Below are 13735 nucleotides of genomic sequence, written 5' to 3'. Positions count from 1 at the left end.
CAAGACACTTGGCACGCTCGCGTGCAGTTCCGGGCGATGGTCCCCTCCAAACTCACTCGACGCCGAACCCTCCTCGGCGCCGCCGGGGCGCTCGCGGCGCTTGCGGGCTGCAGCGGAAGCGACAGCAGCGGTGACCGCGTGACGCCGACCGAGCCTGCACGCGAACCGTTCGACCCCGAGTCGGTGCCTCCGCACCGGCGCCTCCGTGGGACGATCGACGGGCCGCTGGTGTGGCTGCCTGACGAGACGCAAACCGAGACCAACGGAGAGCCGCGGCGTCGGACGCCCACGTTCCTCACGTCCCGCGATCAGGTCGACCGCCTCCGATTTGCCGACGTCGAGGGCGTCGAGGCCGCCCGGGCGCTCCTCAAGGAGACGGCGTTCGACTCGGAGACGGTCTTCCTCGAACGGGTTCCCGTTCCGAGTTGCTACGAGCTCCAGTTGTGTGACGTGTCGTGGTCGGCGACCGACATCGACACGCAGTTCGGCCGGGTGGTTCGCGACGCCGACGTCGCCTGCGAGCACGACGCCCGCGACTCGACGGCGTGGCTCGTTCGCGTCCCCGAGGCGCTCGATCCCGAGCGGATCACGAGCTACAGTTCGGGCATGAGCGGGAGTTCGTGTGGCGAGCGGCGTCGCCCGCCCGAGCGCGAGCACCCGATCACCGCCGACGCGGTTCCGGCACCGAACGCGACCGCGGAGGGCGACGATGCGTGAGTCGTCCGGGCGGACGCGGCGCGCGGTCCTCGCGGGCGCGGGTGCGGCCGTCACGGCGTCGCTCGCGGGCTGTTCGGGGCTCCCGTTCGACGACGACGACGAGGCGACGATCACGGGCCAACGGCTTTCAGAGGTCCTCGAGGAGGCGCCGCCGTCGATTCCCGATCGCATCCCGATCGGGATCGAAGCGTCGTATCTCGACGAGATCGCGAACGAACTGGAGTCGGCGCTGGCGTCGGTTCCGACGCCGTTCGACGCCGCGCAGATTCCCAACGGCGCGATCCGCGCCCAGCTCAACCGGCAGTCGGAGACCGCTCGCGAGGCGCTTGCCGGTACGGGCGAGGAGCCGACACCCTGGGAACGCGCCGGCAGCCTCCGCCGTGCGCGTCGGGAGACAGGGTTCGTGATCGGCGGTTGGACGGCGATCGACGACGGTCGGACGATCCCCGACGTACGGGAAGACGGGGAGGCCGTTCGCGGCGAACTCGACTCGTTGCGCCGGAGGTGGACGTACCTCGGCGCGGACGCGATCGAGGCGGTCGTCGTCAACGCCGCGATCGCGGGGCTCGTTCGGGCGTGCATCGGAGATCTGAACCATGTGCTGTCAGTGCGCGAGCGTGACTCGACGACGGCGCTCGATGTCGCCGAGGTCGACGAGCGGTTGTCGTCCGCCCGCGGGGAACTACAGGACGCGGCCCACCTCCTCGATCGCCTCCGCGAACGCGACGGGGTTCGGGACCGTCGGGACGCGCTCGCGGCGGCGGCCGACGCGCTCGTCGACAGCGTGGACGAGGGCCGCGCCGCGACGGGCCTCGATGAAGGTGTGTTCACTGCGGAGGCCGACCGGGAGGCGACACCCGCCGAGCGGACGCTGCGCGACCTCCGCGACGACGTTCGCCGCGGCGACATCGCAGAGACGCGGGACGCCGGCGCGTTCCCGCAGGCGATCGTCGGGGCACACAACGCGCTCGCGACGATCGGGGCCGTCGAGACGCTCCGGGCGCGGATCGACGCCGGGGACGCGATCGACCCCGCATCGGTCGAGGACGTCGATACGATCCGTACCCGTGCCCGGGAGGCGGTCGTTGCGGTCCACGCCGACGGGGAGCATCCGAGACTCGACCGGCTGCAGACGCACCGGCTCGCGGCCGTGTTGGGGTACGTCGACGAGCAGTTGGCGCACGTCGACGCCGACGACGAGATCGCGCTCGCGCGGCTGAACTGGGAGCTGCGCGATTACGTCCGGATCGAGGCGGTCGCGCGGTCGGTCGGCGACGCCAGCGCCGCGGTGGCGCGGACGCTGGAACGCGAGTGAGGGCGCTGAAGCGCGAGTGACTGTGATCCTGTGGGCAGGCCGTTCGTGATTCGCTCGGGATCGGTCCGAGGAGACCGCGAGGCCGGTATCGCGATACTCCGTCTCTACTCACTGACGCTCTCCGATCGAACCGACGACCTCGGTGACGACTGCGCCCGTTTCGGCGCCGACGCGTAGAGGCTGTGCTCGCGACGCCAGTGTACTCGTTGGCCATCCGTTGTGGGCACTCAATTCCAGAGTGTCCGATAGCCGGCGTCGCGGACGGTGCCCGCGGTCGTGAGGGTCGCGTCCGCGTCCCGTGCTCGGTGACTGTACGACAGTTTCTCCGGTCTCGGCTTCCGCGAACGCCCGCTCGGCCGCCTCCGGAAGCGCATCGACGAGATAGACGAGCAGCGTGACGGCGTCGGCGGTGTACGTCGCCACGTCAGGCCTCTCCGTAGTTGTGGTCGCGGCGGTCGCGGAGCCGCCGCGACAGTTCCTCGGCGACCTCCTCGCGTTTCTCGTCGGACGCTGACAGTACCGTTTCGGCACAAAACGACTCGATCGGGGAGTGCGCGCGAGCCGAACCCGACTCGACACGCCGAACGACCCGCGCCGGTAGCCGCGGCTCGACACCCGCCACACACGAGACGACAAGGGCTTTACCCGACAGCACCCTTCCCCGAACGAATGGCGAGCATTTACACCGACCTGCTCGGGTGGGTGGTGATCGCGACGTTCCTCGCCGGCGCGGGCGTCGAGTACGTCCGCCGTAACCGCGGCGGCGACGCCGGCGCGCTCGCAACTCTCCGCGGCCGCCTCGACGCGCTCGAGACACCCCCCGAGCGAACGCTCGCGACCGCCGGCTGGGTGCTGTTCGCCGCCTTCTGGCTGGCGCTGTTCCCGCACTTCGCGTTCACCCAGAAGAGCTACGTCGAGGGCGCACTCTCCCTGTTCGCCGTCCCCGCGAGCCTGTACGCCGGATGGCTGCTGTGGAACGGCCGCGACTCCCTGCTCGTGCTCTCGCGGGCGGTCGCCGCCATGGGGATCGTCTACTTCCCGTTCGAGTCGATCGAGCCGCTCAAGCGCACCCTCATCCTCGTCGTCACCGGACAGACCGGCTGGACGATGGCGCGGCTCGGCTACGAGCCCGCGCTGGTCGAGGGACCGATCCTCGGCTATCGGAACGCCTACCGGTTCGTCACCGCCGACGGGCACGGCCTCCTGTTCGAGATCGTCCTCGCGTGCACCGGGCTGGGGAGCATGGCCATCTTCGCGGGACTCATCGCCGCGGTGCATGCCCCCCTCGGTCGAAAGATCCGCGCGCTGGCCGTCTCGATCCCGATCATCTGGCTGCTCAACATCGCTCGAACCACGTTCATCGGGATCGCCTTCGGCAACCAGTACCTCCAACTGTTCGTCGACGAGGTGCTGTTCCTGTTCGGCTCCTCGGACCCGTACATGGTGTCGTTTTTCCTCTCGGACCGGGTCATCTCGCAGGTGCTCGCGGTCGTCGCACTCGTGGGGGTCACCTACCTCGTCGTCCGCGAACTGCCCGAACTCGTCACCGTGATCGAGGACGTGCTGTACATGGTCACCAACGAGGAGTACGACCTGCTGGAGTCGCTGGACCTGCCGAGGGAGCCGGTTCGGACCGACGGCGGCCGGACCGGACGGGAGTAGTCCGACTCGCCCCGGTCACGCCTCACTCGACCGCCGGCAACGCGTCCCGCGGACACCCGGCCAACTCCGCGAGTGCCTCCGCCTCCAGGTGGTGCAACTCTCCCGGGATCACGAGCATGTGCAGCGGGTCGCCGAAGTCGCGCTCGCCCAGGGCCGCGAGCGTGTCGGCGGCGACGACCGGCTCGGGGCTCCCGGCTCGCGCGACTGCCACCCCGACGGCGTCCTCGTCCCAGTCGCGCGCCAGCGCGGCGGCGGCGTGGTCGGCGGTCATGAACTCGTCCGGCTCGCCATCGGCTGGCCCGGCCGGAGACGACCCCGCGACCTTGATGTCCAGATACACAAGCGTGTGAAGCCCGCGCTCTCGGTTCGCCTCGACCCCGTCGATCACGCTCCGAGGGGTTCCGTCGGCGCCGTGGGCGTACTCGAACGGCAGGGTCACGGCCTTGCCGAAGCGGTAGTTCTGTAACCCTGTCAGCGACGAGGCGGCCGACTGGGCGGTGATCCCGTGGATCACCCGAGTGTCGATGCCGCGTTCCGCCGCGCGGACACGGAGGTCGACGTGTGTCGTCGAGATCATCGCGTCGCCGGCGGTGCAGAAGGCGACGTCCTCCTCGGCGGCGGCGTCGAGGATCGGTGTCGGGTCCTGTTCGACGCCCGCCCGATCGCGGACCTCGATGTCGATCCCGTGGTGGGCTTCGAGGTTCTCGACGGTGGTTCCCGCGAGCCGGCTGGTGTAGAACTCCGCGAAGACGCGGTCGGCCGACCGGAGCGCCTCTCGACCCTCGACGGTGACGGAGCGCTCGTCCCAGAGGCCGAGGCCGATGAAGGTGAGCATGCCCGAAGAACGCCCGCCCGGCGCTTCCCGGTTTCGCTCCTGCGCGGCGTCGCCCCGTCACCGGGGATTGAACCGACACCGTCGTTCGCCGGTGTCACCACGGCTCCGCGTCCTGTCATCGACGAACGATGGAGGCACTACAGATCGGTGCCCTCCGTATCAAGGCCGCTGACGAACGTACTTCCTCGTGGAACGGAGCGAAGTTGAAGTGCGGTGGAGGGAATTGTGGACCACGGTCGGAGCTCGCTCCGACCTACCTCAAATCCCTCCACTGGAGGCTCTCCAGCTTCACTTCGTTCGGCAGAAGAGCCGGTGGAGGGCATTCAACCTAACCTTTACAATCCCACTATTAATACTATTAGAGGCATGACGACTGACCCCCGCCAAGAGGTAGAGACGTTGCGGTCCCGCATCGAAGCCGGCGACCGGGACGTGTCCGACGCCGACGCTGACGTCCTGATCGACTTCAGCAAGCAGTTGGACCTGCTCAAAGAAGAGTACGGCGCGTACCGACACCTCAAACTGTTGCGTCACTGCACCCGCATGGCGGAAGAGGTCGGCGGGCTGGCCGACGCGCTGGAGGATAAGGACGCCGCGGAAGATATCGTTCGCTGGATTCACACCACCTACGATAACGAAGAGACGAACCGGGACTACCGGGTCGCGCTCAGAGTGTTCGGGAGGCGCGTCAACCCCGACGACGACGGCGACCCACCTGCTAGTGTTTCCTGGGTGTCTTCGAAGACGTCGCGGAGTTACGACCCGTCGCCCGACCCCGCGGAGATGCTGGACCTGGAGGACGACGTCAAACCCATGATCGAAGAGACGGCGAACCCCCGGGACGCCGCACTGATCGGCGTGCAGTACGAAGGTGGCTTCAGAGGTGGCGAACTCTACGACCTGACCGTGGGGGACGTCTCCGACGCCGATCACGGCATCCACATTCGCGTCGACGGAAAGACCGGACAGCGGTCGGTACTGCTGACCGCGGACTTCAGCATCCCCCCGCTCCAACGGTGGCTGAATGACCGGAATCAGGGCCATCCCGCGCCCGATAACCCCGACGCGCCCCTGTGGTCGAAACTCAGCAAGCCGGAAGGCTACTCCTACCAGCGGTTCCTTCAGACGTTCAAAGAAGCGGCTGACCGGGCGGACGTCACCAAGAAGGTGACGCCGACCAACTTCAGGAAATCGAACGCATATTGGTTGGCGAAACAGCGGGACGCGAAGGCTTCGCTGATCGAAGACCGACAGGGTCGACGCCGTGGGAGTGAGGCGGTAGCCCGCTATATCGCCAAGTTCGGAGAGGCGACCGACGCCCAGTACGCCCGACTCCAGGGGAAAGAAGTCGAAACCAACGAACCTGAGAGCCACGCCCCCGTCGAATGCCCCCGGTGCGGGAAGGACACGCCGCACGACAGGGACGAATGCGTCTTCTGCGGACAGGCGCTGGAATATGACTCTGAATCCCTGCAACAGAAGCGTCAGGAACAGCAGGAGGTCCGCCGGGCGGTCCTTCGGCTGGCGAAAGAAAACCCCGATATGCTGGATGAAATCGATCAGGCCCAGTCGCTCATGGACCTGTTTGAACAGCATCCAGAACTGGAAGCGGAAGCCCAGCAGTTCGTTGACGCGCTGTCGACCGACTGACGACGCCGTCATTCCTCTTTCTGTTCTTTCAGGTCATCCAGCACCTGCTGGATACGGTCGATGTCGCTGACCGTCCCACCGTTCGCTATCAGCGCCAAGGCATGACCCCTGGCTTCCCTGTCACCACGGGCCAGCACCCGTCCAAGAAAGTCTGAATGTTCACTGACGAACTGGTCGACGTCAGTGACTCCGTCGTCACCACTATTCTTGTTCCGTACTACCTCCACGCTGGTTTTATTTCGCTTAGAATCCTTGTTCTGCATGGATTGCCTCTTGCCATCTGGCGGGGCGGTCCCGACGTCGGCCATCCGATCTCTTGGCGGGGGTCAGTTGGCCGGCGTCGAATGATTCACGGGTCAGATTGTTTGTACCCGGGGTGACGTCACTATACAGCGGACTGGTGGCTCTCTGAACCGCATGACGGCGTTGTTTTAAACCGGAATTTGCAGATTGTGGTATCCAGCAAACATAGGGCCGTATTGCCGTCTCAGAGTGCCCGGAAGTTTTCGTGGTCACTGTTCTTCCCCTGCGCCACCTGTTTCCGGAGCAGTCAGGTCGGCGTAAATTGTCACAAAGGAAACCCCTGGACGGGTAAGTTCGATGTCTGCGCGGGGCAAGAGCAATCGAGCCTCAAGCGGTTCCTCTATCGTGATTTCGACTTGTTCGTCATCAGGCGCATTGAAGTCGCCTTTTCGAAGGGTGGCTGACGTCTCTCCCGACATTTTCACTCTTCCTCCAATGAGGAGATCATTCGACGAAGGACGTCGTCATAGGACTCTCCTCCAGTCTTGAACGACCTGATGCTGTCACGGACAGATTCTGAGCAGGGGAGCGTGGTTTCACTCTTTGAACCCATATGCGTCACCACGGCCACCATAACAATTATTGTATTGGCGTAACGCCAGGGCGTTATGGAAAGTGGTCCAAAGGTCAGTTCCATACTCACGCCTGATCAGCGGGAATACCTTAGAGACAAACCCAGCGAAATTTCGAAGGCCAACGAACGGGTCAAACGTGGTCGGATTCGGGAGCGGATCAAAGCTGGTATTGGAGATTTCGATATCGTATTCAATCATCTGGAAGCCCGTGACCGGGAGCAACTAACGGACTTCGACCACGAATCGGAGTTCACCACAGCTGACCGGGAAGAAGAACTACGGGACAGCCAAATATTCGCAGAGGGGCTGATGAGCATGGTCGCCTTTGCTTCCCAGTGTGCCGATGATATGGGCATAGAAGTGGAGGATCTATTTCAGGCTTCACTACAACGGATGCCCCAGATCGACTCTGTCGATGTAACCGTGGATCAGCAGAGAGTGAATTTGTTCGGCTCCGACATTCTTCAGGGGCGCTTGGAACAGGTTGAGGAGCGTTTCGAAGCAAGAGAACAAGTCACTACATTAGAGATGCAGATGCTCTTCAACCAGGGGCGGATCACGTCATCGGATGTTGAGGCTTATTTTGAGGAAATACAGTGACTACTAGCCAAACGAATATTGTTCGGCATGTATGTAGTATCCTCCATGAAGATCATTGGAATAGACACGAAGGATAATCGACTTCGTATCCACATCCGGGCCGGGAGTGACGATGATGACGATCTGGTCGCTTACGGATTACCACGACACATCGACAGACTTCCGGCTGACGCAGAAGTCCGCATACGACGGGTTCTGTCGGGTCACAATATCGAACAGTACCCCGAAGGGGCATACATCGGAACTTTCGGTTCAGAAACGTTAGAGGATGAGGAGATGAGGATCATCCGTGATCACCGTGAGATTGTTTCTGACCCGTACCCTAGCGACATTGACCTAACTGAATTCCCGCCTGAGGAGGGACAACTCTACAAATGGTAGGCCGACAGATTTGAAGACATGCCAGAGACTGTCTGTTCGTTTTGCGAAAATCAGGTAGAGGTGATCCCGGTGAACCAATCGGATACGATGTGGGATTGGCGATGCCAGGAGTGTGGTCAGCCTGTGATGATCGATGGAAATGCGAAGGAACGCCAACGCCAGAGACAGGCCAGAAATCGCATCTCCGAACAGATTCAAGGATTGGCGGAGGAGCTTGATACCGCTGGCTATGAGCCGTATCCCTACTCAGTCGAGCAGCTTGACGACCGTATCAGAGAGATTCTGGATGAGATAGATCAGGAGTTGGACCGGCGTTGAGTTTGGGGAATCCCCATTGCCCGCCCAAGACCTAACTAGCATCAGAGAGTCTTCGACGCCATGACGTCAGGACTTCCATACAGCATTGGTGACGTTATCCGTCGTGGCGAACTCCACGACCGATACGGTGGTGGACGTCGAGGGGGAATTTCATCGCCCGCAGACAACCCCTTCGTTTTCATATTCACGGGGGAAGAGGGGGAGAAGTATGGATACAAGGACGAATTCAAACCGGATGGGAAGTTCGTCTACACCGGAGCCGGCCAGGAAGGTGATATGACGTTCGACCGGACAACGAATACCGGCCGGTGGAACTCTGATGTCCGGGACCACGATGAAAACGGCGATGAACTCCATCTGTTCGAAAAGTCCCTCATTGAAGACGCCCACGTAGTCTACCTTGGTCAGTATTCTTGTGTTGATTGGCACAGGGAAACTCTCCCAGACAAAAACGGCGACGAACGATCCGCAATCAGATTTAGACTGGAACAGGTGATCGGGGGTTCTGCTGATGAAGAACCTGAGACAGTCACCGAAGAGGAACTCTGGGAGGAAGCGAAAGAGAGTGCATCAGACATTCCCAGTCATCGAACGTCCACGACAACTGAGTACGAAACATCTGAAGCAGTGAGAGAGTATGCCCTCAACTGGGCTGACGGGGTCTGCCAAGGGTGTGAGGAAGAGGCTCCGTTTACCAATCGCAATGGTGAGCCGTATCTGGAAGCCCACCACGTACATCGATTAGGAGATGGAGGACCGGATCATCCAGACTTTGTTATTGCTCTCTGTCCCAACTGTCATCAGAGGGTGCACCACGGTCGGCGGGGAAAGCAATTCAACAGGAAACTGAAACAGAAATTGGATGACCGCAGAGGAAGTCCATAGGCGCGCCTGATTACAGCTGGTAGCGGTATTTGATAACCCGAAAAAGGTTCAGGTTGCTGCAATATCATGTGATATAATGTCTGAGACTACAGCAGAGGATGTCGAAGATTGGTGGGAATCATCCATCGACCAGATACGGGAAAATGAGGGTTCACTGTTCCACGGACTCCAAGATTTCAATTCGCCAGCACAGGTAGAGGTATTCTGGATTCAAGAGCCAATCGAAGGGCAGGCGGTTATGGTCACTCACGACAGAAATCGGTCTGATAAGGAAATCACGATCAACGGGCCGTATCAAGGAGATCGATTCATCGAAGAAGTTGCTACCGTGGGTCAGGAAGAAAGATGGCGACAGGCACTACCTCCTCAGGCTCTCAAAACACCCCCAGGACGGCAGCCAATTAGGGAGGACGCACTGGCTATCGTCATATCGAAGTTGGTCAGTCGACTTGAGGAATCGATTTTCAACGACTTTTCGTCATCACAGATCCGTTTCTTGGAAGGGGAGCGAATCTGGGGAAATAGTTCATATCATGTTCTAGTGGGTAACGTAGTCGATTTTGACCTACCCGGTGAATTCACCTCCGATGATGATCAATCAGAATCAGATGAAGAGTCTAAGGTAGAGCCCGAATCTGATGACGACAGTAGCTCCGGACACGATAACCAAGATGAAGAGATGGAATCTCAGCCGGCGGGTGGAGGATTCATATACCCTGCAGTCTGGGTGGATAGACCTCCAGAAAGAGAATTTGAAGAAAAGGTCTGGGGGTCCTACTTCAGAGAAAACGAGGTTGTATATCAAGATGAAATTCTTGGTAAAGGTTTCTTGGCATTCAGAGATGGCCTGCTAGCGGTTTTAGATGACGATGGCGACCATATCCTAAAGTTGTTGAATACCTTTTTTGGGATCGGGATTTACGGAGATCATTTTCAGTGGAGATCACTACAACCAAGAGAGTTCATCTCAGGCCAGGCTGGACCAGGCGGTTTTGCCAATAGCCATGCAGAATTGTCTACGCCATCAGGAAGGAACCAATTGTGGCATGGGGAGTCAGGTCCTGCTGACCATGAGCGAAGTCTGATCAGTGTCGAACTAATCGAGTATCTATTACGTGCTACGGAAGTCGTGTTCGAAGTCGAAGACCTGCGTGAACGGGTGACACTCCATCTACAGGCACATACTCACTTTATCGACGACGAATATACGGCGTCCTTTCTGTTGAATTGGAACATTATCGAACAACACATTGAGGAACTTCTCAATCGCACCCTTAGGGATGAGTATGAAGTGAATCGAGATCGGCGTGAAACGATTCAAGGACATAATTGGTTCATCAGCCATCGAATCGAATTAGCCGAGATCACGGGAGTCATTGATGATGACTTGTATTCAGAATTAGATCGACATCGGAAAAAGCGGAACAAGGTGGTACATGATATGGAAACAGTATCAGCAGAAAGGGCAGAAGATATTGACCATTTTGTATCAGAGCTCTTGACGCGAGAAATCAACACGCATCTTGAGTCCACAGAGGTTGATCCAATAGTCCACAAGCCGGTCCCAATGAAACCAAAAACCCGCAGAGACTGGCGTAAAGGAGATTATGACCCAAAAAAATGGGAGTCTTGACGGTATATACTGACCAGCGACACGATGATTGGCTACTCCAGGACCGATGACATCTGCAGTCTCCACATGTGGGTCCCGAAAGGGGAACGGAATCGCCCCAATTCCTTAGATAGCGTACAATGGCGTTGCCTGAACGTCCTCAATAGACAGGATTGGCAACGGACTGACGCTACAGGACTCTTCCGTCCAGACGTCGTGCCTCCAAAGTTGCTTCTCTGAGGAGTTCCTTCCAGTCGGAGAGTAACTCCTCAGCATTTGGTCGGTCAGCAGCATCCTCTATAGTCATATCCGTTAGTAACCGCTGAATGTCATCACTCACTACTGTCCCGGGCACGTTGTCTATTTCCGCAGTAACCACCGGGTCTCCCTCTTCTCTATTGTGTACGTTTTGTACAGGGTTCTGATTGCTCCCAGTAAATAACTTAGTTAGCACAATCCCCATCTGGTATATATCGGAAGCAGTTGTCAACTCACCTCCTTGTTCATATTCTATTAAGTCCGGGGTGGGATGTTTAGATGGCACTGCCCGTTCCTCACTCTCTTTATTCATTTCGAAGTTATCTTCATCAGGGTCTGTGCTTTGTCGCTTGATTAATCCAAAGTCTCCTAGGAAAGCGGTGTTTTGCCTCACGAATATGTTCGAAGGTTTGATGTCACGATGAACGACAGGGTCGTCCAGATTATGGATATAAACAAGAGATGAGATCAGCTGTGTGGCATAATTCAATTTCTCAGAGATAGTCGCATTATCAGACAAAATGATCTCTTCCATCGTATTCGGCAGATATTCAATGATCATGAAGGGAGAATCATAGAATTCACCCTCCTCATAGTAGGGTAGAATTAGTGGATGATCTACATCTTTCAAAAACTCTTTTTCTGTCTCAAACCGGTCCAACCTTTCATCGGATAGGTCTTCATGCGCTAACTTCATCGCATAGTTTGCTCCGACTCCATGTGTTGGCGGTCCGTCCTGATCATCAAGTAACTGATTCCTTATTACGTGGTACGTAGCTGCGTTTCCACCGAATCCGATGACTTGTATGACTCTGTAACTATACTTTGTAGCATCAATCTCTCTCCAGTGACTGAGCACAAATGACAGATAATCCGCTGTAACATAGTGTTGTTCCCGGCTCATCCCCCAACCGGTCACAATTCTATACAGCTGATGGATTTGGTAAGGACTGAGTTGGATTTGATCAACGAGGTGGTGGTAATCTCTTAATTGAATTACCTCCGATGAGCTGAGCGTTCTGACGGACGTGTCCAGGGATTTGGTCGAAGAGTGCAGACCCGACGAACCGATAGCAGGGGATATGCGGGAGGTCACCTCTAGAAATTCCCTCTCCATCATCGCACTCATCCGCTGTTAATGACGGTGACCCGCCCCAGAACTGTTTGCCTGTCGCCCAGTAGATCGCCATTTTCCAGAGGTCGGCGTCTCTGTCATCCGTGTCCCTGTTCCGACGTTGATCGACGGTGTCAGATACATCAGCAGGCTGCATCCCGGCCAGCGTATCCAGCGTCCTCAGGGACTTCCCCAGGTATTCCCTGGCCGTCCGCGGGTCACGGTTGTCGACGTCCACTGTCGACGACATCACGAACCGATCATCGCGCTTCGCCAGCCGGCGGACGTGAACAATCTTCCCCTGTCGGTCGCCCCAATACCGCGATAGCGCCGCCTGTGTCGTCAGCCACCGAACGCCAAAGTATACAACGTGCAGATGTGGCAACCCGGAGTCAGTAAACTCCAGAGCATAGAGATTCGTCGGACGGTATCCCAGTCGATCAGGCCGGTCGTCACTCTTCGGATCGTACGCCAACCACTCACCCAGCCGGTTCTTGTTCTCCAGCAGAGACGCCGTCGCATCCATCACAGAGTCGTGCATCCCCGGATCCGTCGTCAGGGTCAGGCAAACAGCGTCGTCGTACTGACGGGCCGCACGACGCCATGCACGACGCCAGGACGTTCGTAGGTCGGCCACCCTGTCCTGACTGTTGAACCGATTCTTGTACGGACACAGCAGGTACTCAGAGCCGGTCCCCCGAATCCGCTCTAAGATGTTGTACCGTCCGTCAATTGACTCCAGTTCCGTCGCTAGTTCACCCAGCAGATCGGCGCGGATGCTGTCGCTCCCAATAGTCGACACCGACGACAGCAGACCCTGGGCGCGGTCCTTCGCTGACCCCGAACCACCCCCGCCGTCACCGTCGCGTCCCGTCTGACAGCCCGATCCCGACGCCGTCTGCGTTTCTTGCCGTTTGCTTACAGCGGTCAAGTGAAAGGCATCTGGGGTGGGTTCGACCCAAAGATTCCCGCCACGTCGGGCGATTAGGAAACAGTCGTGCCGTTCGAAAAACCGACGGGCCAACTGGTAGTCAGTGTTGGAGTAGTCGCCGGGGCCGTCACCGAAGACGTCGGCAACGACCTTCGATAGCGGCGTTCCTTCCGGCGAATCCAGGGTATAGCGGTAGAGCCGGGTCTTATCGGCTTCGCGGGCGGTGTCGCGCCAGGGCGCATCCCAGGGGGTGTGCGGACCCCCGGGTCTTTGACAGCCGCCTGCGCGGTCCTGCGGGCGGCCAAGAAGCCCCTCAAGAAGCGGGTGAGCCGGGACATCGTCGGCGGGGCTCACGCCGACCACCCCACCCAACCGATAACATTATTCTGATATGAACATTCGAAACCGCTATACGGGGTTAAGTAGTGGGATTGTAAACAAAATGAGGAGAGCCGGTGGAGGGATTTGAACCCTCGGCCTATTCCTTACGAAGGAATCGCTCTGCCAGCTGAGCTACACCGGCGCGTGCGATCAGTCGTACTGCCATGACGGGAATAAGGGTTGCGAATGTGCGTCGCC

The 13735-nt window shown here is 59.1% G+C and carries 13 protein-coding genes and 1 tRNA gene; 9 read left to right on the top strand and 5 right to left on the bottom strand.

The features are described from left to right. The first annotated feature begins 36 nt into the window (after nucleotides 1-36). The 3 genes from K6T25_RS05435 (at nucleotide 37) to artA (ending at nucleotide 3694) form a co-directional block, all read left to right on the top strand. Entirely contained in the window at nucleotides 37-717 is a 681-nt protein-coding gene (locus K6T25_RS05435; RefSeq protein ID WP_222917109.1) for a hypothetical protein, read from the top strand. Next, nucleotides 710-2032: a hypothetical protein gene (locus tag K6T25_RS05430; protein ID WP_222917107.1), complete on the top strand. Its 1323-nt coding sequence runs from the start codon at nucleotides 710-712 to the stop codon at nucleotides 2030-2032. Before K6T25_RS05435 ends, K6T25_RS05430 begins: the two co-directional genes overlap by 8 nt. A gap of 669 nt (nucleotides 2033-2701) precedes the next feature. Then, nucleotides 2702-3694, top strand: coding sequence for an archaeosortase A (artA, locus tag K6T25_RS05425; protein WP_222917105.1), 993 nt, complete (start codon nucleotides 2702-2704; stop codon nucleotides 3692-3694). A 22-nt stretch (nucleotides 3695-3716) separates the two neighbouring features. On the opposite strand, the gene dph5 is transcribed toward artA, so the two are convergent. Beyond that, a complete protein-coding gene (dph5, locus tag K6T25_RS05420) occupies nucleotides 3717-4529 on the bottom strand; it encodes a diphthine synthase (RefSeq protein WP_222917103.1) in 813 nt (270 codons plus the stop codon). A 366-nt stretch (nucleotides 4530-4895) separates the two neighbouring features. On the opposite strand from dph5, the gene K6T25_RS05415 reads away from it, so the two are divergent. Continuing rightward, nucleotides 4896-6179, top strand: coding sequence for a site-specific integrase (locus tag K6T25_RS05415; RefSeq protein WP_222917101.1), 1284 nt, complete (start codon nucleotides 4896-4898; stop codon nucleotides 6177-6179). A gap of 8 nt (nucleotides 6180-6187) precedes the next feature. Here K6T25_RS05415 and K6T25_RS05410 read toward each other — a convergent pair whose 3' ends face one another. Next, nucleotides 6188-6487 (bottom strand): hypothetical protein, encoded by a 300-nt coding sequence (locus tag K6T25_RS05410; RefSeq protein ID WP_222917099.1) that lies wholly within the window; start codon nucleotides 6485-6487, stop codon nucleotides 6188-6190. Nucleotides 6488-7090: 603 nt separating this feature from the next. Here K6T25_RS05410 and K6T25_RS05405 point away from each other — a divergent pair. The 5 genes from K6T25_RS05405 (at nucleotide 7091) to K6T25_RS05385 (ending at nucleotide 10874) form a co-directional block, all read left to right on the top strand. After that, the gene (locus K6T25_RS05405; RefSeq protein ID WP_222917097.1) at nucleotides 7091-7657 is read left to right on the top strand and encodes a DUF8102 family protein; all 567 of its coding nucleotides are present in this window, start codon (nucleotides 7091-7093) and stop codon (nucleotides 7655-7657) included. A gap of 45 nt (nucleotides 7658-7702) precedes the next feature. After that, nucleotides 7703-8038, top strand: a complete 336-nt coding sequence (locus K6T25_RS05400) for a hypothetical protein (protein WP_222917095.1) — start codon at nucleotides 7703-7705, stop codon at nucleotides 8036-8038. Nucleotides 8039-8056: 18 nt separating this feature from the next. Continuing rightward, entirely contained in the window at nucleotides 8057-8356 is a 300-nt protein-coding gene (locus K6T25_RS05395; RefSeq protein WP_222917094.1) for a hypothetical protein, read from the top strand. Between the two features lie 60 nt (nucleotides 8357-8416). Beyond that, nucleotides 8417-9241 carry an HNH endonuclease gene (locus tag K6T25_RS05390; protein ID WP_222917092.1) on the top strand — a complete coding sequence of 275 codons (825 nt, stop codon included), beginning with the start codon at nucleotides 8417-8419 and terminating at the stop codon, nucleotides 9239-9241. 76 nt (nucleotides 9242-9317) lie between these two features. Next, nucleotides 9318-10874, top strand: coding sequence for a hypothetical protein (locus K6T25_RS05385; protein ID WP_222917090.1), 1557 nt, complete (start codon nucleotides 9318-9320; stop codon nucleotides 10872-10874). Between the two features lie 169 nt (nucleotides 10875-11043). Here K6T25_RS05385 and K6T25_RS05380 read toward each other — a convergent pair whose 3' ends face one another. The 3 genes from K6T25_RS05380 to K6T25_RS05370 all read right to left on the bottom strand — a co-directional run bounded on the left by K6T25_RS05380 (nucleotide 11044) and on the right by K6T25_RS05370 (nucleotide 13679). Next, the gene (locus tag K6T25_RS05380) at nucleotides 11044-12015 is read right to left on the bottom strand and encodes a serine/threonine protein kinase (RefSeq protein WP_222917088.1); all 972 of its coding nucleotides are present in this window, start codon (nucleotides 12013-12015) and stop codon (nucleotides 11044-11046) included. 61 nt (nucleotides 12016-12076) lie between these two features. Further along, complete coding sequence (locus K6T25_RS05375; RefSeq protein ID WP_222917086.1) at nucleotides 12077-13510, bottom strand: DUF8148 domain-containing protein; 1434 nt, start codon at nucleotides 13508-13510, stop codon at nucleotides 12077-12079. 96 nt (nucleotides 13511-13606) lie between these two features. Continuing rightward, nucleotides 13607-13679: transfer RNA gene (locus tag K6T25_RS05370), tRNA-Thr, on the bottom strand. Nucleotides 13680-13735 lie beyond the last annotated feature (56 nt).

The sequence above is a fragment of the Halobaculum rubrum genome (assembly GCF_019880225.1).
Lineage (GTDB): Archaea > Halobacteriota > Halobacteria > Halobacteriales > Haloferacaceae > Halobaculum > Halobaculum rubrum.
The sequence above is the reverse complement of the archived record's forward strand: the minus strand, read 5'-3'. Positions and strand labels throughout refer to the sequence as shown.